This window comes from Buchananella sp. 14KM1171 (genome assembly GCF_041380365.1).
GTDB classification, from domain to species: Bacteria; Actinomycetota; Actinomycetes; order Actinomycetales; family Actinomycetaceae; genus Buchananella; species Buchananella felis.
The window spans coordinates 392,028-414,790 of sequence record NZ_CP159981.1; the positions used below are offsets into that span (position 1 = coordinate 392,028).

Genomic DNA, 22,763 nt, shown 5'->3' on the forward strand with positions numbered 1-22,763 from the left:
CGCGTTTTAGGCGTCGCTTGCTAGCCTGCCGGCCACCACCGCGTCGATGGCCACGCCGTCGATGAGGAACTTCTCCCGTTCCACGCCCTCCACCACGAAACCGGCGTGCGCAGCCACCGCTGCGGAGGCGGGATTGTTGACGCGGTAGCCCAGTTCCAGGCGGCGCAGGTGAGGGGACTTGGCGGCCCTCAGTTGGTCGGCGTCGATGGACGACGCTGCCTCCCCGCCGCCCTGCTGGCGCGCCGCCCGGTTCCCGGCCTCCGGCAGGCCCAGGGCCCAGTCGCACACGGCCCGCACGGCCAGCTTCAGCAGGCCCTTGCCGCGCAGTTCGCCGGCGCTCCAGTACCAGACCCAGCCCCGGTCGAATCCGCCGCCGGCTCCGGCGCCTTCGTAAGAGACGCCCACCAGCCCGCAGGCCGCTCCCCCGTACTCCAGGCACCACACGGCACGCGCCTGGCTCACGACGGCGCTGTCGGCGACGAAGTCCTCTGCATGAGCTAGATCCTCCAGGGCGGGCAACTGGCGCGCCAGGTCAGGGGTGGCGCGGTACAGCTCCAGCAGGCGGGCGGCGTCACCGCCGCGCCACGGCCTGATCACGACCTCCACAGTGCTCCCCTTTCCGGTTATCTAGCCCCAATGCATCGGGGCATGGGGTGGTTCTTGGCCGGGACTAGGGACTGGGCGGCCGACTGGCTAATCCCGCTGCACCCGGGTTGGCCGGTCTTGAACGGAAACGACTCGGGCGGAGAGCTTACGCTCTCCGCCCGATCAACATATTCTGTGGAGCTAAGGGGATTCGAACCCCTGACCTCCTCCATGCCATGGAGGCGCGCTACCAACTGCGCCATAGCCCCGTTTGGAACAAGAGAAATATTAGCGGGCGCCTCTCGAATGAAGCAAATCGAGACGGCGTTACCCGCCTCACACTTAGTCACATCGGTGTAATTCCAACGAAAAGTGCCCGTGTCACCTCGGCTCGCGCCGCTTCGTGCGTCTAAGCCGCCCCAACCGGCCCCCCAGCCCGACGTTCCGCCCCTCAACTCGACGTTCGGCGCCTCAACTCGACGTTCGGCACCTCAACTCGACGTTTGCCTTCTCAACTCGACGTTGCCACCCCAGCTAACGTCTAGATTCACCACCAAACGTCGAGATGAAGCCACAAACGTCGAAATCGGATACCAAGCCCCCGCAAATCCGCCTCACGCTCGAGCACCCCCAACCCCTCTCCTCGCCGAAACTTGTCAATGGCCGCCGAGACTTGTCCTTAGAGGTCCCGCTATGGACAAGTTTCGTGAGCTTTGGACAAGTCTCGGCGCAAGGGTCGCCCCGCAGGCGCGCCCAACGGACAGGCGCGCCCACACACACCAACGCGCCCGGACACACCAACGCGCCCGGACACAGCAAAGGGCGGGGTGCCACCAAGTAAGCACCCCGCCCTTGCGTCCAGGTTTCCGGGTCAGCCCTGGTTTGCGCCGCCGTAGAGGTATGCGTCCAGGTCCAGCGGGTCGGCTTCTACCTCCACGCCTTCTAGGTCCAGCTCGATTGCCGGGCAGTCACTCCAAAGCCGCTCGAGGGCGTAGAACTCGCGGTCCTCCTCGTGCTGCACGTGCACCACCACGCTGCCGTAGTCCAGTAGCGCCCAGCGGCCCTCCAGCACGCCTTCCTGGCGCAGGGTCTTCATGCCGCGCTTGTGCATCTCCTCGTCGATCGCGTCCACGATGGCGCGCACCTGGCGCTCGTTGTCCGCGCTGGCCACCAGGAACACGTCGGTGAGCACGATGCGCTCGGAGACGTCTAGCGCGACCACGGAGGCCGCCTTCTTGGAGGCCGCCGCTCGCGCCGCTGCGCGGGTTGCCTCAATCGCTTCCAGTTCAGCTGCCACTAAAACTCCAATTCCAGTTCATAGCCGGCTCGATCCCGTACGCGGAGATCACGCCGGCGTGCTTGAGTCCAAGGTAGACGCCTAGCGCCACCACCACGGCCACCAGGATGCCCAGCAGGATCCACAGCAGCATGCCGCGCTTGGGCTCTTCGAGCTCCGTCTCGGCGGCCTCCTCTGCCACGGGCAGCGGGCCGGTGATCCTGCGCAGGTCGTTTTGCATGTCGCCCACCTGCTCGGTGGCTTCCTGCGTGGTAAAGCCGGCGCCGTACGGGGAGGCGACGCGCTCGCCGGCCCCCAGCAGCGGCTCGCCGGCCGCAGCGTCGTTTGCCGCCTGGTCCCAGGCACCTCCCGCGGTCTCCTGCAGGTGGCCGACGTTCCGCCCATCGCCCTCCCCAGCAGCCGCGCCGTCACCGGCCTCCTCGCGGGCCTCGGCGCGGTCGAGCTGCACGCTCTCGCCGCTCACCGCAGCGTCCTCGGCGCCGGCGCTGACGGCCTCGAAAGCGCCGCCCGCCCCGGGCGTCCAGCTGCCCTGGGTGACCTCAGGCTCGCTGGAGCCGCCCTGCTCGCCCAGGCTAACCGGCGCGAAGGCGCGGTCTGCCCCGGCAAGCAGGGGCTGGTCGGGGTCGGTGGTGGGGTCGATTGCCCCGCTGACCAGGTCGCCGAAGCCGGCCTGCGCCAGCGGCGCGGCCTGGCCCTCGCCCCGCAGGGGCCAGTCGGCCACCTGCTCGGTGGCGGGCTCGGCGGAGATCGGGAAGGCGGGCACGGCGTCCAGGTAGGGGCGGCCGGCCACGCCGACCTCGGCCGGCGAACCTGCCGCGTCTGCGGCCCCCGCCAGGCCGCCGGCGGCCTGCCCGGCGGTCTCGAGGCTGACGGGCGCGAACGGGGTGGCACCACCCAGCCCGGCCTCACCAACGCCGTCAACGCCGCCGTCGCCGTCGCTCCCGGCCTGCGCGGCGCCCTCGGCGCCGCCCTGCCCGGCCAGCTCGGCTGCTGCGGCCTGGGTGACGGCCTCGAGCGCGCCGGTGGGCGGCAGCGGGGCCTGGTTGTCGGCCACGGGGAATGCCAGCGCGGTCACGGCGGTCGGGTCGGAGCCGTCGGCGCCGGCCACCTGCACCACGGGGATCACGCCGGTGATGTGGCCCTCGGAGTTGACGGTGCGGATGCCGGAGGAGCGGGGCACGGAGGTGACCACGCGGCGGCGCGTGGCCGGGTCCTGCTCGGACTCCCAGTTGAGTTCGCGCTCCACGCGGCGTTCGCGCAGGGAGCGGCGCGAGGGCACCTTGGGGCCCTCGTCCTGGCCTGCGGGGCCACCAGCGGCGACCACGGCGGCGTTGAGCTGGGCCACCTCGCTGGGGGTGAAGGCTGCGGTGGACTCGCCCTCGTCGCGGGACCGGGCCAGGTTCGCCTCGCGGCGGCGCTGACGCTCGGCCTCGCGGGCAACCGCGCTCAGGTCGATGGGGCTGGTGTCCTCGGTGCGGCGCGTGCTCACCCCGCCGGCCGGTGCGGCGGCGGCCTCTTCCGAGGGCGGCGCGAATGCGGCGTCGACCCCTCGGCCCACGGGCGCGTGCCGGCTTTCGGTCCCGGACGTGGCGGCACCAAATCCGTCGGCCTGGGCGGGCTTGGCGGCCCGCTGGGTGGCGGCGGCGCGCTCTGCGGCGGCCTTCTCGGCTGCCGCACGCTCGGCCGCTGCCCTCTCTGCGGCCGCCTTCAGCACGGCGGCGCGGGCGGCGATGGCCCGCTCGGTCTCGGTGGGGGCAGCGCCCTTCGCGCCCACGCCCCCGGTGCCGGCGACTCCGACGCCCGCAGCCGCAGAAACGCCGCTCTCGGCGCCGTGGCTGGTGAAGTCCCCGCGCCCCTGCGCGGCCAGGCGCTCGCGCGCGGCCACTCCGGCGGCTGCGGCTTCGGCGTCGTTCGCGGCGCGCAGTTCGCGCTCGGCAGCCCGCTCTCGGGCCCGCAGTTCCCGGCGGGTCAACCGCGGCTGTTCACTCATAACTTCCTCCATGTGAGGCCTACGGGCTCAATTCTCCCGGTAAAGGTCAAACTTCGCTATGTATTGCACCACGCCGTCCGGGACCAGGTACCAGACCGGCCCTCCCTTGGCAACGCGCGCGCGGCAATCTGTGGATGAGATCGCCATGGCGGGGATGTCCACCAGCCAGACACCCAGGTCGGTGAGCTTGCGCGTGTCCATCTCGTGGCCGGGCCGCGTGACTCCCACGAAGTGGGCAAGCTTAAACAGCTCGTCCACGTCCTTCCACTCCATGATGCGTTCCAGGGCGTCGGCGCCGGTGATGAAGTAGAGGTCGGCCTCGGGGCGGGCCGCGTGCAGGTCGCGCAGGGTGTCGATCGTGTAGGTGATCCCGCCCCGGTCGATGTCCACCCGGGAGACGGTGAAGCGCGGGTTGGCGGCAGTGGCCACCACGCACATGAGGTAGCGGTGCTCGGCGGGCGCCACCTTCTTGCCCCGCTTGAAGGGCTGCTCCCCGGTGGGGACGAACACCACCTCATCCAGGTCGAACTCGTGTGCCACCTCGCTGGCGGCCACCAGGTGGCCGTGGTGGATCGGGTCGAACGTTCCGCCCATGACGCCGATCCGCCTGCGCCGCGTCGTGGTGTCCGACGCTGCCGCCCCGCCGCCCCGCTCGCTGCGGCCGGCCCCGGTGGGACCGTCTTGGCCGCCCGCATGGGCGGGCTCGCTCCCCTCGCCGCCGGTGCCGCTCGGGTAGTTGTTGGCGAGCATCGTGTATGTCACGCGGCCTGCCCCGCGTAGAGGCGCAGCAGGCGCTCGACCTCGGCGCGCACCGCAGCGTTGCCGGCGCCCATGTACTTGCGCGGGTCCACCACGTACTTGTTGGCCGCCAGGTACTCGCGCAGCGCGGCGGTGTAGAGCTTGTTCAGGTGGGTGGAGACGTTGATCTTGGTCATGCCGGCCTTGATGGCGGCCACTATGCCCTCGTCGCTCACCCCGGAGGAGCCGTGCAGCACCAGCGGCACCGGCACGGCGGCGCGGATGGCGGCGATCAGCTCGTTGTCTAGCGCGGCCCCGCGCGTGGTCATGGCGTGGGAGGAGCCCACGGCCACGGCCAGCAGGTCCACGCCGGTGGCCTCCACGAAGGCTGCGGCGTCGTGCGGGTCGGTGCGGGCGGAGGGGTCGTGCACGCCGTTCTTGCCGCCTACCTCGCCCAGCTCGGCCTCCACGCGCACTCCGGCGGCGTGGCAGAATTCCACCACCTGGGCGGTGGTGGCGCGGTTGGTGGCGTCGTCCAGCTTGGAGCCGTCGTACATGACGGAGTTGAAGCCCAGCTCCACGGCCTGGCGGCACAGCTCCACGCTCTCGGCGTGGTCCAGGTGGGCGACCACGGGCACGGCGGCGTCGCGGGCGATGGCCAGCACCGCCTGCCCCAGCGGGGCAAGCGCGCCGTGGTACTTCACGGCGTTCTCGGAGACCTGCAGCACCACGGGGCGTCCCACCGCCTCTGCGGCGGCCACGAACTGCTCGGCGTGGTCAAGCACCACCACGTTGAACGCACCCAGTCCCTTGCCCTCCGCCTGCGCGGCGGTGGCCAGTTCAAAGATGTCTGCCAGCATGTTTTCCTCCTAGCGCGGCACCCCGCGCGGGCGCGGCCCTGCCACTTCGCGGGCCTGGCAAGGCCCGGGTGGTTTTGCCCCTAACTTAGTCCGGCCCTCGCAGTGGGCCAAACGAAACGGGGGTGGCGGCAGCGATTTCGCTGCCGCCACCCCCGCCTTTGGGTGCCCCCTAGTCTTCCTGGATGATCTTGCCGTCCGGCCCGTAGACCGGCTCGCCGTAACCGGCCAGCTCCAGGGCTGTGCGGGCCCGGCCCAGGCACTGGGCCCACGAGCCCAGTTCTGCCTTGACCACCTCGGGGACCGGGGCGATCACGAGGCGCTCGGCCAGGGCTTGGCGCAGCGGGGCCAGCAGGAACTCGCCGGCGTTGGCCAGGCCGCCACCGATCACGATCCGCAGCGAGCCCAGCGTGCCCACGATGGTGGCCAGGATCTCGGCCAGGGCGTCAACGGCCTCGCGCATCACGCGCTGGGCGTCATCGTTGCCTCCCTTAGCGGCCATCTCCACCCCGTAGGCGCCGGCCGCGATCACGGCCTCGCGCTCGGACTCCGGCATGGTGGCAGCGAAGCGGGCGCACACGGCGGAGGCCGCGGCGATCTTCTCCAGCTCGATCCAGCCGCTCGGGTTGTCCGGGTCGCGCACCAGGATCTGCCCGATCTCACCGGCGTAGCCGGAGCCGATCACGGGCTCGCCGTGCAGCACCACGCCCGCGCCGATGCCGGTGCCCAGGGCCACGAACAGCATGTCGCGGCTGCCCGCGCCCCACCTGGCCTCGGCAACGGCGCCGGAGCGAACGTCGTGCCCGAAGGCCACCGGCACGCCGCAGGCCTCCTCCAGCATCTGCCGCATCGGCACGTCGCGCCAGCCCAGGTTGGCGCTCAGCAGCGCCATCCCGTTGGCCTCGTCCACGATTCCCGGCACGGCCACGCCGATCGGCTTGACCAGCTCGGCCGGGGACAGGGGGCGGTCGCCCTCGTAGACCTTGCCGGCGTGCACGTCGGCCCGCAGCTCGGCCGCCAGGGTGGAGATCGTGGAGATCAGGTCGGGCACGTTCTTGGGGGTCGGCACCTGACGGCGTGCCAGCAGCTCGCCGTTGACCGAGGCCACGCCGGCCTTGATCGTGGTACCGCCAACATCGATTCCGATTGCGTGTGTCATGTGCCTACTGCCTCGCGGGTAAAACTCAGTGCTCGCCGTCGGCCAGGATCACGGACCGGGTCAGGTGACGCGGGGTGTCCGGGTTCAGGCCGCGGGCCTCGGCACGGGCAACGGAAACGCGCTGGGCCAGGACCAGGTGGGCAAGCGGGTTCAGGTCGGTGGAGACCAGCTTGGCGCCGGTGGCGGCCACCTGGGCGTCCAGGCCGGCCGGGACCGGGCCGAACACCCAGGTGATGCGGCCGGGCTCGGCGATGGAGATGGGGCCGTGGCGGTACTCCATGGCCGGGTAGGCCTCGGTCCAGGACTGGGAGGCCTCGCGGGCCTTCAGGGCGGCCTCGTTGGCCAGGCCGATGGTCCAGCCGGTGCCCAGGAAGGTGATCTGCTCGGCGTTGACGTAGGAGTCGCACACGTCCATGGCCAGCACCTTCTCGCAGTCGGCGGCGGCGGCCTCGATGTCCTGGCCCACCGTGGCGAGCATGAAGCACAGGGCGGTGGTGGCGAAGCGGGTCTGGACCACGGACTCCTCGTCCGCGAAGTCCAGCACGACCTCGGCGTCCACGAACGGGGCGGCCGGGCCCTCACCGACGGCGGTGATCAGCACAGTGGGGACGCCGCGCTCCTTGAGCTCTTTGGCGATGTCGATGATCTCGGTGGTGGTGCCGGAGCGGGACAGCAGCACCACGCGGTCGTACTTGCGCTCCAGCGGGAACTCGGTGGCGGTGAAGGCGTCGGACTCGCCCTTGCCGGCGTTCTCGCGGGCAACGCAGTAGGACTGCGCCATGAACCAGGACGTACCGCAGCCGATCACTGCCACGCGCTCGCCGTCCACCGGCATGCCCGTGTCCTCGCCCGCCATGGTGGCGGCACGGCGCCACAACTCAGGCTGGGTAAAGATCTCGTCAACAGTCTTGCTCACAACAACCTCCGCGTTGTTTGTTTGTGCTCAGTTCGGGCGGGTGTCAATCACCATCGCTCGCAAGTATGGCACGTTCAACGATTTTTTTCGACGGTTTCAAGGCGAAGTGGGCAAGTAACTGTCAGTTTGTGCAAGAAGCGTCTAGCATTAACGCTCAAACGCGCAACACGCACCAGCCGCTAGGTGTCTCGAGCAAAGGAGCTGCTGATGAACCGCCACGAGCGACTCAACAGGCTGCTTGACCTCATCGTAGAAAACGGTTCCGTCCGTATCGAAGAGATCATCGACAAGCTAGAGATCAGCGCCGCCACCGCGCGCCGCGACCTAGACACCCTCTCCGCCCAACAGCTCATCACCCGCACGCGCGGAGGCGCCTCCGTAAACCCCACCAGCGCCGACCTCCCACTGCGCTACCGCGCCACCCGACTGGCCGACGAAAAGACCCGCATCGCCCAGGCCGCGGTCGCCATGATCCAGCCCGGCAGCGTCATCGCCCTCAACGGCGGCACCACCACCACCGAGGTCTGCCGCGAGATCGGCTCCCTGTCCGCCCGCAACCCCGAGTTCGAGCGCGACCCCGTCACCGTCGTCACCAACGCCATCAACATCGCCAACGAGCTCACCGTGCGCCAAAACGTTCGCGTGGTCGTCACCGGCGGCGTGGTGCGCGCCCGCTCCTACGAACTAGTGGGCCCCCTGGCCGAGCGCATCCTGCCCGCCATCAGCGCCGGCACCCTGTTCCTGGGCGTCAACGCCCTCCACCCCGAGCGCGGCGCGTTCGCCGACCACGACGGCGAGGCCACCGTCAACGCCGCCCTGGTCAAGGCCTCCGAGCGCGTGGTGGTGGTAGCCGACTCAACCAAGCTCGACCGCACCGACTTCACCCGCATCTGCAACACCGGTGACATCCACGACCTCATCACCGACTCCGGCGCCGACCCCGACGTGGTGCGCCGGCTCCGAGACGCCGGATTGCGCGTCACCCTGGCTTAAATCCCGCGCACTGTCCGGGCGGCCCAAACGCACGACGTCGGCCACCGGCCACAACCAACACACACAGGCAGGCGGCAACGTCGGCCACCACCAGACGGGGCAAAACCCCACACCACCAACAAAGAAGGAACCACATGGCCACCACCGGTCGCGTAACCCTCCCACTCCAGGTCGGCATCGACGCCGAACTGACTGAACTTGCCCGCAAGCTCGGTGCTGACGCCGTGCGTAACTCCGACGGCACCGAGCTGCCGGAGATGGCCAAGGAGTTGGTGGACAAGGTTTACTCCACCTACTTCCCCGCCCGCGGTGACCAGGAGTTCGCCCTGGCCCACCCCGAGACGCTGGTCAACCAGTACCTCTGCTCGCCCCGCTCCACCGCCCCGGCAGAGGGCGACCTGGTTATCGACGTAATGGAGGGATACTTCCGCGACCAGTTCGCGCCCTTCACCGACTGCGACGTGGCCCGCTGGTGGCAGGTCATCGACCGCACCACTGACGAGGTAGTCGACCCGGAAAAGTGGTCCACCACCCCCGAGGGCGTTGTCACCATCAAGGACCCGCAGCCCTTCCACGTCTACACCGTTGGCTTCCTGGCCAACCAGCTCTGGGACTCCACCCAGATGTACAACTACATCACCAACGACTGGCACCTTGAGCCGTGGCGCGTAAAGGAGCGCCCGTACGACGTGCGCAAGAACGGCGTGTGGGAGTACGCCCAGGGCGCCCTGAAGTCCTGGCTGGAGGAGCACCCCGAGGTTGACGTGGTGCGCTTCACCACGTTCTTCTACCACTTCACGCTGGTCTTCAACGACCTGGGCAAGGAGAAGTACGTCGACTGGTTCGGCTACTCCGCCTCCGTCTCCATCGAGGCCATGGAGGCCTTCGAGCAGGAGATGGGCTACGCGCTAGTAGCGGAGGACTTCATCGACGAGGGCTTCTACAACAACGCCTTCCGCTCCCCCACCCCGCAGTACCTGGACTGGATCGACTTCCAGGCCCGCTTCGTTGCGGAGAAGACCAAGGGACTGGTGGACATCGCCCACGAGGCCGGCCGCGAGGCCATGATGTTCCTGGGCGACAACTGGATGGGCACCGAGCCCTACGGCCCGTACTTCGAGGAAATCGGCATGGACGCCGTGGTGGGCTCCGTAGGCTCCGGCGCGACCTGCCGCATGATCAGCGACATCCCGGGCGTGAAGTACACCGAGGGCCGCTTCCTGCCCTACTTCTTCCCGGACGTCTTCAACGACGACGGCGACCCGATCGGTGAGGCCAACGAGTCCTGGCTGCAGGCCCGCCGCGCGATCGTCCGGTTCCCCCTGGACCGCATGGGTTACGGCGGCTACCCGGCCCTGGCCCTGAAGTACCCGGCCTTCGTAGAGCGCATCGCCGAGATCTGCGACGAGTTCCGCTCGATTCACGAGCAGGGCGGCGGCCAGCACCCGGAGAACTCCCCCATCCGCGTGGCTATCGTGAACGCGTGGGGCAAGCTGCGCACCTGGCAGACCTTCATGGTGGCCCACGCCCTGTGGTACAAGCAGATCTACACCTACCTGGGCATCATCGAGTCCCTCTCCGGTCTGCCGTTCGAGATCCAGTGGCTCTCCTTCGACGACGTTCGCGCCGGCGCCCTGGAGAACGTGGACGTGCTGATCAACGCCGGTGTGGCAGGCACCGCCTTCTCTGGTGGGGCTGAATGGCTGGACCCGGAGCTGACTTCTGCTGTGCGTGCCTTTGTCGCCAACGGCGGTGGCTTCATCGGCGTAGGCGAGCCGGCTGCAGTGGAGCACGGTGGCGCCTTCATCCAGCTCTCCGACGTGCTCGGAGTGGACCGCGAGCGTTCCCAGTCGCTCTCCCACGACCGCTACCCGACGATCGTGGAGGGCCACCCGCTCGTTGCAGACCTGTCCGGCTCGTTCGATGTGGGCGAGTCCGGTGGCGACGTGGTGACGCTGCACCCCGACGTCAAGGTTGTTGCCTTCGAGAAGGGCTCGGTTCGCGCCTCTATCAACGAGTACGGCAAGGGCGTTGGTATCTACCTGGGTGGCCTGCCCTACTCCTTCGAGAACGCCCGCCTGCTGCACCGCGCCATCTACCTGGCTGCGGGACGGGGCGAGGAGCTGGAGAACGGCGCTGCCTGGATCACCAGCGATGTTCGCACCGAGGTGGCTTACTACCCGAACACCAACCGCATCATGGTGCTCAACAACTCCAAGGAGGCTGTGACCACCACGGTGCGCGGTCTGGGCCGCACCTGGGAGGTAGACCTGCTTCCCATGGGCTACAAGTGGATGGACATCTGATCCTGAGCCGCTAGGGCTCGCTGACTGGGGCCGGGGCGTTTCAACGCCCCGGCCCCACACCGGTTTTCGCACCGGCCCGCCCCTACCGGCGGCACCGGGGACGGGTCAGGCCCGCACGTGCCCGTCTCCCTCGATGATCCACGTGGTGGTGGTCAGCTCCGCCAGGCCCATCGGGCCGCGCGCGTGCAGCTTCTGGGTGGAAATGCCTATCTCCGCGCCCAGCCCCAACTGACCACCGTCAGTGAAGCGGGTGGAGGCGTTGACGGCGATGGCGGCAGCGTCCACCTCCGTGGTGAAGCGCCTTGCTGCCTCGATGCTTGCCGTGACGATTGCCTCGGTGTGCCCGGAGGAGTATGCACGTACGTGCTCTAGCGCCTGGTCCAGGCTGTCCACAACCCGCACCGCCACCTCATAGGCTAGGTACTCGGTCTGCCAGTCCTCCTCGGTAGCCGGTAGCACTTCGATTCCGTTCGCGTGCTCACTGGCTAGGCTCACGGTCTTGGGGCAGCCGTGTAGGACCACGTTGGCTCCTGCCAGGTCACGCAGCAGTCCCGGCAGGAACTGGTCAGCCACTGCGGAGTGCACCAGCAGCGTCTCTGCCGCATTGCACACCCCCACCCGGTGCGTCTTGGCGTTCATACAGATCGCGTGCGCCTTGCCCAGATCCGCGGACTCGTCCACGTAGACGTGGCAGTTTCCCACCCCGGTCTCGATGGCAGGCACGGTGGACTCTCGCACTACTGCCTGAATTAGGCCAGCTCCGCCTCGCGGGATCAGCACATCCACCAGGCCACGGGCCTGCATCAACGCCCTAGCTCCCTCTCGTCCCCAGGGGTCGACGGTGGCAACCAGGTCCGCGCTGAATCCGGCGTTCGTCAGCCCCTGCTTGATGGCTGCAATCAGAGCCTTGTTTGAGTTTTCCGCCGCCGAGCCCCCACGCAGAAGCACCGCGTTACCGCTCTTAAGCGCTAGCACTGCGGCGTCTACGGTCACGTTTGGGCGTGCCTCGTAGATCATCCCCACCACTCCCATGGGGACGCGGGTCTGGCGTACCCGCAGCCCGTTTGGCAGGCTCTGCCCACGCACTACCTCGCCCACGGGGTCGGGCAGCGCAACTACGTCGCTGATCGATTCCGCGATCGCTTCGAGCCTCTCCCGGGTGAGCAGCAGCCGATCTTGCAGGCCCGGCGCCATCCCGTTCGCCTTTGCTACCTCCAGGTCGCGCGCGTTGCCTGCCAGGATCGCCTCGGACTGCTCTAACAGGGCGTAGGCGATCGCGTTTAGGGCGTTGTTCTTGGCCGACGTCGTCGCCGTGGCCAGTTTGCGCGCAGCTACGCGCGCCGACCTGGCTAGGGCGTGCACCCCTTCCACGGCGGGCAAGTCCACGCCTGTCCTGACGTCGGCAGCAGGGCCGGGCGCAGCGGCGGCAGCGTCGTCCATCTGGGACTCAACTTTGGCAGGTTGGGTGATCATGCGGCGCGCTCCTTCGGGGATAGTCCTGGCGCAATGCTAAGCGGCAAAGAGCGGGCGCCGGCAGTAGCGCCCGGCTTATGAGCGCTCAGCTTTCCTGCCCAGTGCCACCCCACTCAGCGTGGCCCACGCTTGCCGCAGGAACCAAAAGGGTGGTGCCCCGGTCGGCCTAACAGCCGCCCGGGGCACCACTAAAGCGCGCTTTCTACTTCAGGTTGTCGATCGCGTACTGTGCCTCTTCTTCCGTGAACTGCGCTCCGTACTCTGAGGTGAGAGCGTCCTTGAGCTCCTCAGGAGTCAGGTCACGTATCTTCAGCATCTGCCTGGCCGTCTCCAAGGCATTCTCCTTGTAGTCGGTCTTCAGGTTGTCGATCGCGTACTGCGCCTCTTCCTGCGTGAACTGCTCGCCGGACTCGGAAGTGAGCTGGTGGAGCATACGCTTCTTGGACATGGGAGAGGTCTTGAGGTAGCTCTCCGCCTTCTTCAGGGCGTTCTCCTTGTAGTCCGCCTTCAGGTTAGCCATGGCGTAGTCGGCCTCATCTTGGGTGAACTTGCCACCATATTCAGAGGTCAGCTGGCTAGCGATACCTGCCTTGGACAGGTGGGAGAACTCGCTGTAAGCCTCTGCGCTCTTCAGCGCGTTCTCCTTGAAGTCAGCCTTGATGTTGTCCACCGCGTACTGGGCGTCCTCTGGGCTAAAGCGCTCGGTGGAGAACTCGGAGGTGAGCAGCTCGTAAATGCCCTGCTTAGACATGTGCATGTTGTCCGAGTAAGACTGCGCCTTCTCCAGCGCGGCCGCGCGGCTCCCCGTAGCAGCGTCCGCAGCGGAGGACTCCGTTGCCTGCGGCGTTGACTCCTCCATGGTGGGGGTGGCGGTCTCAGAGGGAGACTCGCTGGCCGACACGCTAGGGGCCGGAGCGGGGGCGGCGGACTTCTTCTCGCCACCAAACACTCCCAGCCCGAACAACAGGCCCAGCACTACACCAATGACAGCTGCAACAACTACCAGCCAGAACCACCACTGTTGAGTCAGCTTCTTGGGCTGAGGGGGAACCGGACCACCCGGAGCGAACCCAGCGGGAGCCTGGCCCGGGTAGGGCTGAGCTGCCCCCTGGCCTGCGTAACCGGGCACAGCTCCCTGACCGTAAGGAGGCACCCCTCCTTGCCCTGGCGCTGCATACTGAACGAAAGCGGTAGCGCCTACCTGACCGTCCGGCATGTGGCTTCCTGCCGGTGCGCTCGCTGCAGGCACGCCTGCCGCAGGAAACACCTGCGTGGCCTCGGCTCCGCTTGGCACGCCGCCAGGTCCGGTCTGTCCCATCGGACCGGTGGGATCTGTTGGGCCGGTGGGAGGATAGTTGGGAGTTGTCACTAGAAACCTTCTTCAATTTGCTGGTGAGACGAATCAGCATCTGCCGGCCTCACCCTAAGCGGTTTGAGCCCGAATCTGATTCCGATTCTCAACAGAATGTAGACGCCGGCACCCACATTTGAAAAGTACTTCCACGCGGCTGTGGGCCTGATTGTGAAGGATCCGGCGGCCCCGCGCCTTGGTCTGCGAAGCCTGATCTTTCAGTAGGCAGCCCAAGGCGAGGGAACGCTGTGTAGCTCATCAGCCCGTGTCTTCCTGCCACCACCTGTTGCCAGTCGGTTGCGGGGAAGATAGCGGCAGGGGCGTGTGCCCTTCCGGACACTGCGGCCCAGTTGAACACACGCCCCTCTAGAACAGCACAGATGGCGCCCTGCCGGCGGCTCTGGCTGTGCCTACTTAGGCGTCAGCCGATGTACTTGCGAATCTGTTGCAGCACGGCGGCGCTGACGGACTTCACGCCTCCAGTCACAAAGACGCGACGGTAGCCGCCCGCCCGGAAGTGTGCATCCAGGCTGCTGGGCACTGTTCCAGCCTTGCTTAGCAACAGCACTCCCCCGAACCGGGCAGCCAGCGCCCCACCAGAGAGCGCGTCAGCAAATCCGTCCCCGTTTGCCACCACTGCGGTAAGGGCACCGGGCACAAACCGCTTGGCAGCCTTAACGGACGTCTCCACACGGTCGGCGCCAACAACCGCCTCAGCTCCCATGGCACCGGAAGCCACAGCCGCCTTGCCGCCCAGCGCAAACAGTTGGACTCCCAGGGACTTAGCGCGCGTTTTGCTCACCCCAGGCATCATCGCTCCCCGCGTCAGCAGGATCACGCCACTCTTTGCAGCGGCAGCCGGTCCGGCAGCCAAGGCATCAGCGAATTGAGTGCCGTCAACGAAGAACACAGCTCCCACCTCGGTACCGGCAGACCGGTAAACCGACTGGGTGCGAACAGAAAGCTCAACGGCGGTGGCAAACCTGTCAGCGCCGGCAATGCGCTCGACCTCGAAGCCGAGGGAACGTACCTGGCTTTCCACGCTGCGACCCACGGCAGTGGGACCGCCCACCACAATCACTCGCTTAGCTCCGTTCGCGCGCGCAGATCGCAGCGCGGCGGTGGTGTCGATGTCCAGGCTCCCGGCAGGGGTTAAGAGGACGGCCGCATTCAAAGCTGCCGCCAACGGTGTTGCCGCCAACGCATCAGCCGGATTGGCACCGGAGGCGAGCACCACCGTGTCTCCCCACTTCGCAGCGTCGAAAACTGCTCGCGACGTCCCATAGCGAGAGCTGCCAGCCAGCCGCTCCACGCCCGGCTGGACGGAGGCCGACGCGGAGGCGGAGGCGGAAGCGGAGGCGGAGGCCGAAGCGGAGGCGGAGGCGGAAGCGGAGGCGGAGGCCGACGCCGACTGGCTAGCAGACGCAGAAGCAGACGCAGAGGCAGACGCAGACTGGCTAGCCGACGCAGAGGCCGAGGCCGACGCCGACTGGCTAGCCGACGCAGAAGCGGACGCCGAGGCCGACGCCGACTGGCTAGCCGATGCGGAAGCGGAGGCCGACGCCGACTGGCTTGCCGACGCGGAAGCGGACGCCGAAGCCGAAGCCGACGCAGAAGCCGACTGGCTAGCAGACGCGGAAGCCGACGCCGACGCCGACTGGCTAGCAGACGCGGAGGCGGAGGCCGACGCCGACTGGCTAGCAGAGGCGGAAGCCGACGCCGACGCCGACGGCGCTGGGTTGTCTAGGGGACGGAAGTTGATCGCACCCTTGTCGCCGGCGTCATTGCGGAGCAGACGAGTCTTGGACCACAGCTCATCGTCTCCGACCTTGTACCGGTTCTCGCCGTCCCGGTAGAAGGCGGCAAGCTGCGCAGGGCTGGGAGCAGGCATGTCGATGTTGATCGTTCCGCCGCTCTCCAGCACGCGCATACCGGTGCCGTTGGATTCTTGGCGAATGCGCGACATGTTCACTTCTCCCCCGTCCCGGACAAGGATGGAGGTGAAGGTGAAGTCTTGCCGGATTGAGCCGGTGCCAGCCTGGTGCAACTGGACGTTTCTGAGGTTGAGCACGCCTTGGCGGAATACCTCGGCGTTCATGCCACCACCCCGGTGTCCCAACCATGAATCGGAAATGTTAAGCACCGCTGGTGTTGATGACTTACCCACACGCACTGCGGGCTCATCGAGGCCACTACCGCGCACGTAGGCGTTGCTTACCGAAACGGTTCCGCCCCGAATATCCATTGCAAGGTTGTCTCCAACAACCATTCCACCGGTGATTTCTGCTTGGCCGGCGGTCTGCGTGAGCGGCGTGCCGTAAAGGGAGTTATCGCGGTGGCTTTCCTTTCCCCCGTAGGTCATGCCTGCGAAGGAGTAGAGGCTCCCGCCTGTCATCGTGAAGCGGGCCTCTTCCACCATGTTGAACACCGAGGCGCCGTCGTCGTGGTTGCGGCACTCGATGGTGCCGCCTTCCAAAGCGAGCTGACCGTAGTTCTGGATGCCCTTGGAGGAGATTGTGGCCTGCTGGCCCAGGGTGCTGGTTCGCACGGTCAAGTTGCCGCGGTTGATGAAACCCCACTTCAAACGCCACCCGTCCTTTGCGGCAGTGAGGGTTTTGTTGTTGAGGTCTAGGGTGACCGTCGTCCCTGCCGGGATTTCCACAGTCTCGGTGAGGGTAAAGCTGGCCGTGAGGCGAATGTAGCCGCCATTTGCTATAGCCGCCAATAGCTGGTCGTAGTCCTTGACGTCAACTGCGTCAGTTGGAGCTGGCGCCGGGGGCGGGGTGGTCGGGAAGGACGTGGGTTCGGCAGCTGGCTGGACCAGGCCGAAGGCGGAGTTGTGTAGGTCCGCAGTAACGGAGGCACCCGCCGGGGCCGCGAGCGCGGCCGAGGCAACGCTGACGATAAGCCCAAAGGCGGCCGCCGCGCTGAGGTAGCGCTTTAGCTTCACTTTCAGTTCCGTTCGGTAAGCGATATTTCTTGGCTTGAAGGGCAGCTAACCGATGTAATTCGGAAACCAGTTGGGCAAGAGGCAGCCAGGCTCAACCTCGTGGAATCACTCGATCCTCAACCGCTTCGACCACGAGATTTTAGTAAGCAGAGCCCAATAAGCGGCCCCTATACCGTATGAGTTAGCGCATACCCGGTTCGGTAGGGTTCGCCGGTGGCACTCAGCTTGGATGCGGTCTGCGGGGTCCGTTGGGGGACCGCTCCTGCTCAGCTTGACCACGCTGCCACCGAAGCACACTTGCTAACTCGCGTGGCCTTACCCCAATCAGTCGGCCATTTGCGGCCGACGTCGCTCCCCTCCGCGCAGATTTGCGGACCGCAGTTCGATTTGGTTAGAGGCCGTGGGCCGCAAGCACGCGTTCCATTCGCTTCTTCTTGCGGTTGCTTGCCACGATCCAGGCGACGTCGGGATCGGTCGTGTCCAGGCTCGCGAATTGAGGTAGCGAGCTCTCCGGGGCGGCGGCCACGGCCACACTCCAGCCGTATCCCAGCGTTTGCCGCAGGGAGCGCCACTCGCGCAGGGAGCGCACGTGCGCGGGCTGCAGACACAGCGCCGTGGTGGCGCCAGCGCAGCAGTCGATTGCCGCCTTAGCCATTGCGGGGGTCTTAAGCAGCCTGGGCTCGCAGCAGGCCGCCACCGCCGCCCGCTTCACGAGCGGGTCCCGGTCCGTTGACCACAGGGGTAGGAGCGCAAGCAGCGCTGCAGGGGCGCGGTCGCCTAGCAGTTGCAGTCCGGTCGCCACCCCCTCCCGCACGCGCCAGCGGGAATCCGCCGCCAGGTTCCTGGCGCGGTGCTCCTCCCCCGGTGTGTCCGCGTGCGCTCCACTAATGGCTGCCGCGCACGTGGCCAGGTATTCGGACCCGCTCGCAAGCAGCTCGTCGGCCCAGGCCGGCGGCAGCTCCAAGGCCGCCGCTTGCATGAGCGCGGTGTTTGCGCGCGGCCCCGGCAGGCCGGAGTTCTCCTCCAGGATCTCCGCTGCGCCCGTCAGAGTGGCTCCCCTTAGCCGAGCCCTCCACTCAGAAACCGTCGCCACCTGCCCCTACCCTTAATCCGTCAGCGCAGAATTGCCAGGTGGTCGCGGTGTACCACCGGTCGGGGGGCCTCCCCGGCGGCGAAGTCGGCCGATCTCATGCCCTGTAGTTCCCGCACTTCCCCTGAGCCGTATGCCGCTATGCCGCGGGCCACCACTCCACCGTCTGCGGAAAGCAGGTCCACCACGTCTCCGGCAACGAACTCGCCCTTCACCTCCGCGATCCCAGCTGCGAGCAAGGAGCGGTTCTGCTCGGTGACCGCACGCACTGCCCCCTCATCCAACACCAGCGCTCCAAGCGGGGAGGCAGCGTGCGCCATCCAGATGCGTTTGTTGCCTGCGTGGCGGCCAGTGGGCTCGAACCAAGTGCCCACTTCCTCACCTGCGACGGCAGCCGCTAGGTTGTCGGCACTGGTAAGCACTACCCCTACCCCGGCACTGGCAGCGGCACTGGCAGCGACGATCTTGGAGGCCATTCCGCCGGTGCCCAGGTCGCTACCTCGTCCAGTTACATCAAGCCCGGCCAGGTCTTGCTCGGAGCGCACCACCCCGATTCTCTTGGCACCGGGGCGCGAGGGCGGGCGATCGTAGAGCCCGTCGACGTCCGTGAGCATCACCAACACATCGGCGTGTAGCAGCTGGGCTACGAGAGCGGAGAGGCGATCGTTGTCGCCAAAGCGCATTTCCTCGGTGGCTACTGCGTCGTTCTCGTTGATGATCGGCACCACTCCCAGGCGCACTAGACGCTCCAGTGCGCGGGCGGCGTTGGTGTAGTGCTCGCGGCGCATGAGGTCCTCTGCGGTGAGCAGTACCTGACCCACTTCTGCCCGGTGAGCGATGAATGATTCGGTCCAACGCGCCATGAGCACGCCCTGACCAACCGCGCTGCACGCCTGGGCCGTGGCCAGTTCGCGGGGGCGGCTGGTCAAGCCAAGGCGGCCACGCCCTGCGGCCATGGCTCCGGAGGAGACCAGGACGGGGGCTTGACCGTTCATGCGCAGGGCGCCAATGACGCTGGCGACCGAGTCGATGCGGTTGAGGTCCAGGCCACCGTCCGGGCGGGTGAGCGAGGAGGAACCGATCTTGACGACGATGCGGGTGGCACTGGTTACCAATTCACGTTTGCTCACCAGGCGATTCTATTGCGCTTACGAGCGCGTTCGTAATTCCGCTCAGGGCCCAGCCAAACCAGTGCATGCGCATTTTTGACGCGATAGGATAGCTAACGAGCAAACCCACTCACTGGAGGACGATGATGACCAACCCCTTCGCAGCCACCATTGCGGCCCACAAGGCCGGTAAGAACGCCGGTATCTACTCCGTCTGCTCGGCACACCCGCTGGTGCTGCGCGCGGCGATCGACCAGGCGCTGGCGGACGACGCCTACGTGCTAATCGAGGCCACCTCCAACCAGGTGGACCAGTTTGGTGGTTACACCGGCATGAAGCCCGCCGACTTCCGGGACTTGGTGTTCGGCATCGCCGATGAGGCCGGTTTGCCGCGTGAGCGTGTTGTGCTGGGCGGCGACCACCTGGGCCCCAACCGCTGGCAGGCCGAGGAGCCCGAGAGCGCGATGGCCAAGGCTGACGACCTGGTGACCGCCTATGTCGAGGCCGGCTACACCAAGATCCACCTGGACTGCTCCTTCTCTTGCGCCGGCGACCCCTTCCCCATCACCGATGAGATCGCTGCCGAGCGCGCCGCCCGCCTGATGAAGGTTGCCGAGGAGGCCGCAAAGCGCGCCGGTACCGCCGGCCAGGTCTACTACGTCATTGGCACCGAGGTGCCGGTGCCCGGCGGCCACCAGGAGGAGCTGGGTGAGATCACCCCGACCTCTAAGGACGCTGCCGCCGCGACGCTGGCCGCCCACCGCGCTGCCTTCGAGGCCGTGGGCTTGACCGACGTGTGGCCGCGCATCGCCGCGCTGGTGGTGCAGCCCGCCGTGGAGTTTGACCACCTGAAGGTGGTCGACTACGTCCACGAAGGCACCACTGAGCTGCGCACTGTACTGGACGATGAGCCGACCCTGGTATTCGAGGCTCACTCCACTGACTACCAGACCCCGGCTAACCTGGCTCAGCTGGTGAAGGACCACTGGGCCATCTTGAAGGTCGGCCCGGGGCTGACCTTCAACCTGCGCGAGGGCCTGTTTGCCCTGGCCCGCATCGAAGAGGACCTGGTGGCCGCCGACCAGCGTTCCAACCTGATCGACGTGATCGAGCAGGTAATGGTGGAGCAGCCCGGCTACTGGGAGAAGTACTACGAGGGCGACGAGGACACCAAGCGAATCGCTCGCAAGTACTCATACTCCGACCGCATGCGCTACTACTGGCCCAACGAGACCATCTCGGCTGCCGTGGACAAGCTGCTGGCAAACCTCGACGCCGTAGCGATCCCGGAGCCGCTGGTAAGCCAGTACATGCCGCTGCAGTACGAGCGCGTCCGCACTGGCGAGCTCGCCCTGAACGCTAAGGCCCTGCTGCTAGACCGCGTGCGTGACTGCATGCGCCCCTACGCTGTGGCCTGCTTCGGCGCCTGAGTCCATCCGATAGCCAGGTAGCCCAAAGGGGCGGGGCGGGAGGTGAAACCTCCCGCCCCGCCCACGTTTAATGCTGGGAAAGCTCAGTCCCGTTCCGGGTCGGTCCACACCCCGTGCTCCGCGTCCGCGCGCAGCTCCGCGCGAGCAGCGGCCTTGGCGTCCATCCGGTCCTTGTACTGCTGGCGGCGCTCGACGTTGGTGCGGCGCTCGTTCATGTCCAGGCGAGAGTCCGTACCGCGCCCGCCCAGCAGCTCCGCCCCGGTCATTAGGGTGGGCTCCCAGTCGAAGATGACACCGTCCTCGATCGCGCCGATGATCACCGTGTCTCCGGCGTGGGCTCCCTTCTTGAACAAAGCCTCCTCGACCCCTAGCTTGTTCAGGCGGTCGGCCAGGTAACCGATAGCTTCGTCGTTGGTGAAGTCCGTCTGACGCACCCACCGCTCCGGTTTGGCGCCTCGCAGCTGGAAGGCAGGGCCCTCCGGGGTGTTGACAGCCTCGATGGTGAACTCGCCCGCGCCGCCGCGCCGCGCCACCGGTGCCGGGCGCAACACCACGCGCTCGGCCACCTGCGGCTGGGCGGCCCTCTCCTTGCGCACCATGTGCGCTAGCGCGAACACCAGCGGCTTTAGCCCGGCGTGGCTGACGGCAGACACCTCGAATACCGGCAGGCCACGCTCCTCGATGGAGTCACGCACCATCTCAGCCAGGTCCTTTGCCTCTGGCACGTCCACCTTGTTCAACACCACCAGGCGGGGCCGGCTCATCAGCTCCTTGTGGCCGTGGGAAGGTGCCAGGTCTGCGGCGTACTGCGCCAGTTCGGCTTCCAGCGTCTCCAGGTCGCTGAGCGGGTCGCGTCCTGGCTCCAGGGTGGCGCAGTCCAGCACGTGCACGATCACGGCGCAGCGCTCGATGTGGCGCAAAAACTCCAGGCCAAGGCCCTTGCCCTGCGCGGCACCGGGAATCAGCCCCGGCACGTCGGCCACGGTGAAGCGATCCTCGCCGGCTTCCACCACGCCCAGATTTGGTACCAGGGTGGTGAACGGGTAGTCGGCGATCTTTGGGCGCGCGGCGGAAAGCGCGGCGATCAAAGAGGACTTGCCGGCGCTCGGGTAGCCAACCAGGGCGACGTCGGCCACCGACTTCAGCTCCAGCACGAGCGTGGCTTCCTCACCCGGCTCGCCCAGGAGGGCAAAACCGGGCGCCTTTCGGGTCTTGGACGCCAGCGAGGCGTTGCCCAGTCCGCCCTGTCCGCCTGCCGCAGCAACGAACCGCTCACCGGGAGTAACCAGGTCGGCTACGACGTTGCCGTGCTGGTCCTTCACCACGGTGCCGGAGGGAACCGGCAGCACCAGGTCCTCGCCGTTCTTTCCCTGGCGCATGTCGCCCGCGCCGGCGGTACCGTGCTCGGCGCGGCGGTGAGGCGAGCGGTGATAGGCAAGCAGCGTCGTCGTTTGCGGGTCCACCTCCAGGATGACGGACCCACCGTTGCCGCCGTCGGCTCCGTCGGGACCTGCCAATGGCTTGAACTTCTCCCGTCGGATGGAGGTGCAGCCGTTGCCGCCGTTGCCTCCGGCCGCGTGTACCGTCACGCGGTCTACAAAAGTGGCCATGCCTGTTCCTCCTATCGGCGCCGCCCCGCACGGGCCACGCTCACTGCTTTAATCCTGCCCGACGCAGCCGCGCACCGCTCGGATCAGCGTGCCAGTTCTATTCCTCACCTGGCATGCCAAGAGGGTGGGTAACCCAGCGGTCACCCACCCTCTTTGGTTAAGGCCCGAATCAGGCCTCGACGATGCTGACGACCTTGCGGCCGCGCTTCACACCGAACTCAACGGTGCCGGCAGCGAGGGCGAACAGGGTGTCGTCCTTGCCGCGACCAACCAGGTCGCCGGGGTGGAAGTGGGTGCCACGCTGACGCACCAGGATCTCACCAGCGTTGACGGTCTGGCCGCCGAAGCGCTTGACACCGAGGCGCTGAGCGTTCGAGTCGCGGCCGTTACGGGAGGAACCGAGGCCCTTCTTGTGTGCCATTGAATAGTCTCCTTCAGGCGCGCTTACTTGATACCGGTGACCTTGACGGCCGTCAGACGAGAGCGGTGGCCCTGACGACGACGGTAGCCGGTCTTGTTCTTGTAGTGGATGATGCGGATCTTGGGACCGCGACGCTCGCCCAGCACCTCACCGGTCACGGTGACCTTGGCCAGGGAGTCAGCGTCGGCAGTAACCTTGTCGCCGTCCACGAGCAGCAGCGGGGCAAGCTCGACGGAGGAACCAACCTCAGCGTCCAGCTTATCTACGACCACGACGTCGCCGACGGAGACCTTCTCCTGACGGCCGCCGGCCTTGACAATCGCGTACACCACGTTCTTGCTCATTCCTGTCGATGGGTCGCCCCAACGGGGCTGATCTAAAAGTTGCGCGCTTAAACGCGCCGACGGTCGAGTTTACCCGGCTTGGGGCCTGGAATCAAAGTTGGTCGACCGGATTGGGATGTGAGTTCTCTCCCTCCCGGGGCGGCC

At 67.2% G+C, this 22,763-nt stretch carries 18 protein-coding genes and 1 tRNA gene; 3 read left to right on the forward strand and 16 right to left on the reverse strand.

Annotated features, from left to right (window positions below; genetic code table 11):
• Nucleotides 1-6 precede the first annotated feature (6 nt).
• The 8 genes from ABYF38_RS01560 to ABYF38_RS01595 form a co-directional block, all read right to left on the reverse strand.
• The gene (locus ABYF38_RS01560; RefSeq protein WP_371152375.1) at nt 7-606 is read right to left on the reverse strand and encodes a GNAT family N-acetyltransferase; all 600 of its coding nucleotides are present in this window, start codon (nt 604-606) and stop codon (nt 7-9) included.
• A 175-nt stretch (nt 607-781) separates the two neighbouring features.
• Nucleotides 782-854, reverse strand: a tRNA-Ala gene (locus ABYF38_RS01565).
• A 602-nt stretch (nt 855-1,456) separates the two neighbouring features.
• Complete coding sequence (gene rsfS / locus ABYF38_RS01570; protein ID WP_371152376.1) at nt 1,457-1,882, reverse strand: ribosome silencing factor; 426 nt, start codon at nt 1,880-1,882, stop codon at nt 1,457-1,459.
• The gene (locus ABYF38_RS01575) at nt 1,872-3,872 is read right to left on the reverse strand and encodes a hypothetical protein (RefSeq protein ID WP_371152377.1); all 2,001 of its coding nucleotides are present in this window, start codon (nt 3,870-3,872) and stop codon (nt 1,872-1,874) included. Before ABYF38_RS01575 ends, rsfS begins: the two co-directional genes overlap by 11 nt.
• 27 nt (nt 3,873-3,899) lie before the next feature.
• The gene (gene nadD, locus ABYF38_RS01580) at nt 3,900-4,634 is read right to left on the reverse strand and encodes a nicotinate-nucleotide adenylyltransferase (RefSeq protein ID WP_371152378.1); all 735 of its coding nucleotides are present in this window, start codon (nt 4,632-4,634) and stop codon (nt 3,900-3,902) included.
• Nucleotides 4,631-5,470: a class II fructose-bisphosphate aldolase gene (locus ABYF38_RS01585; RefSeq protein ID WP_371152379.1), complete on the reverse strand. Its 840-nt coding sequence runs from the start codon at nt 5,468-5,470 to the stop codon at nt 4,631-4,633. The genes nadD and ABYF38_RS01585 overlap by 4 nt, the downstream gene beginning before the upstream one ends.
• Nucleotides 5,471-5,639: 169 nt before the next feature.
• Nucleotides 5,640-6,626 carry an ROK family protein gene (locus ABYF38_RS01590; protein ID WP_371152380.1) on the reverse strand — a complete coding sequence of 329 codons (987 nt, stop codon included), beginning with the start codon at nt 6,624-6,626 and terminating at the stop codon, nt 5,640-5,642.
• A 25-nt stretch (nt 6,627-6,651) separates the two neighbouring features.
• Complete coding sequence (locus tag ABYF38_RS01595; RefSeq protein ID WP_371152381.1) at nt 6,652-7,542, reverse strand: SIS domain-containing protein; 891 nt, start codon at nt 7,540-7,542, stop codon at nt 6,652-6,654.
• Between the two features lie 207 nt (nt 7,543-7,749).
• Between ABYF38_RS01595 and ABYF38_RS01600 the strand changes: the two genes are divergently transcribed.
• Together ABYF38_RS01600 and gnpA are read left to right on the forward strand one after the other, a co-directional pair.
• Entirely contained in the window at nt 7,750-8,535 is a 786-nt protein-coding gene (locus ABYF38_RS01600) for a DeoR/GlpR family DNA-binding transcription regulator (RefSeq protein ID WP_371152382.1), read from the forward strand.
• A 134-nt stretch (nt 8,536-8,669) separates the two neighbouring features.
• A complete protein-coding gene (gene gnpA, locus ABYF38_RS01605; protein WP_371152383.1) occupies nt 8,670-10,841 on the forward strand; it encodes a 1,3-beta-galactosyl-N-acetylhexosamine phosphorylase in 2,172 nt (723 codons plus the stop codon).
• 105 nt (nt 10,842-10,946) lie between these two features.
• Here the strand turns inward: gnpA and ABYF38_RS01610 are convergent, their stop codons facing one another.
• The 5 genes from ABYF38_RS01610 to proB form a co-directional block, all read right to left on the reverse strand.
• The gene (locus ABYF38_RS01610) at nt 10,947-12,281 is read right to left on the reverse strand and encodes a glutamate-5-semialdehyde dehydrogenase (protein ID WP_371152974.1); all 1,335 of its coding nucleotides are present in this window, start codon (nt 12,279-12,281) and stop codon (nt 10,947-10,949) included.
• A gap of 235 nt (nt 12,282-12,516) precedes the next feature.
• Nucleotides 12,517-13,443, reverse strand: coding sequence for an Ltp family lipoprotein (locus ABYF38_RS01615; protein WP_371152384.1), 927 nt, complete (start codon nt 13,441-13,443; stop codon nt 12,517-12,519).
• 643 nt (nt 13,444-14,086) lie between these two features.
• Nucleotides 14,087-16,615, reverse strand: coding sequence for a cell wall-binding repeat-containing protein (locus tag ABYF38_RS01620; RefSeq protein WP_371152385.1), 2,529 nt, complete (start codon nt 16,613-16,615; stop codon nt 14,087-14,089).
• Between the two features lie 391 nt (nt 16,616-17,006).
• Complete coding sequence (locus ABYF38_RS01625) at nt 17,007-17,708, reverse strand: hypothetical protein (RefSeq protein ID WP_371152386.1); 702 nt, start codon at nt 17,706-17,708, stop codon at nt 17,007-17,009.
• A 20-nt stretch (nt 17,709-17,728) separates the two neighbouring features.
• A complete protein-coding gene (gene proB, locus ABYF38_RS01630; RefSeq protein WP_371152975.1) occupies nt 17,729-18,838 on the reverse strand; it encodes a glutamate 5-kinase in 1,110 nt (369 codons plus the stop codon).
• 119 nt (nt 18,839-18,957) lie between these two features.
• On the opposite strand from proB, the gene ABYF38_RS01635 reads away from it, so the two are divergent.
• Nucleotides 18,958-20,244, forward strand: a complete 1,287-nt coding sequence (locus ABYF38_RS01635; protein ID WP_371152387.1) for a D-tagatose-bisphosphate aldolase, class II, non-catalytic subunit — start codon at nt 18,958-18,960, stop codon at nt 20,242-20,244.
• A gap of 83 nt (nt 20,245-20,327) precedes the next feature.
• Here the strand turns inward: ABYF38_RS01635 and obgE are convergent, their stop codons facing one another.
• The 3 genes from obgE to rplU all read right to left on the reverse strand — a co-directional run bounded on the left by obgE (nt 20,328) and on the right by rplU (nt 22,619).
• On the reverse strand, nt 20,328-21,854 hold the full coding sequence (obgE, locus tag ABYF38_RS01640) for a GTPase ObgE (protein ID WP_371152388.1): 1,527 nt from the start codon (nt 21,852-21,854) through the stop codon (nt 20,328-20,330).
• Nucleotides 21,855-22,023: 169 nt separating this feature from the next.
• A complete protein-coding gene (gene rpmA, locus ABYF38_RS01645) occupies nt 22,024-22,275 on the reverse strand; it encodes a 50S ribosomal protein L27 (protein ID WP_371152389.1) in 252 nt (83 codons plus the stop codon).
• A 23-nt stretch (nt 22,276-22,298) separates the two neighbouring features.
• A complete protein-coding gene (gene rplU / locus ABYF38_RS01650; RefSeq protein WP_371152390.1) occupies nt 22,299-22,619 on the reverse strand; it encodes a 50S ribosomal protein L21 in 321 nt (106 codons plus the stop codon).
• Nucleotides 22,620-22,763 lie beyond the last annotated feature (144 nt).

Coding starts and splice junctions, on each gene's coding strand:
- ABYF38_RS01575 (WP_371152377.1), bottom strand. CDS start 3,872: ATGAGTGAACAGCCGCGGTTGACCCGCCGGGAACTGCGGGCCCGAGAG.
- ABYF38_RS01585 (WP_371152379.1), bottom strand. CDS start 5,470: ATGCTGGCAGACATCTTTGAACTGGCCACCGCCGCGCAGGCGGAGGGC.
- ABYF38_RS01590 (WP_371152380.1), bottom strand. CDS start 6,626: ATGACACACGCAATCGGAATCGATGTTGGCGGTACCACGATCAAGGCC.
- ABYF38_RS01600 (WP_371152382.1), top strand. CDS start 7,750: ATGAACCGCCACGAGCGACTCAACAGGCTGCTTGACCTCATCGTAGAA.
- gnpA (WP_371152383.1), top strand. CDS start 8,670: ATGGCCACCACCGGTCGCGTAACCCTCCCACTCCAGGTCGGCATCGAC.
- ABYF38_RS01610 (WP_371152974.1), bottom strand. CDS start 12,281: ATGGACGACGCTGCCGCCGCTGCGCCCGGCCCTGCTGCCGACGTCAGG.
- ABYF38_RS01635 (WP_371152387.1), top strand. CDS start 18,958: ATGATGACCAACCCCTTCGCAGCCACCATTGCGGCCCACAAGGCCGGT.
- obgE (WP_371152388.1), bottom strand. CDS start 21,854: ATGGCCACTTTTGTAGACCGCGTGACGGTACACGCGGCCGGAGGCAAC.
- rpmA (WP_371152389.1), bottom strand. CDS start 22,275: ATGGCACACAAGAAGGGCCTCGGTTCCTCCCGTAACGGCCGCGACTCG.
- rplU (WP_371152390.1), bottom strand. CDS start 22,619: ATGAGCAAGAACGTGGTGTACGCGATTGTCAAGGCCGGCGGCCGTCAG.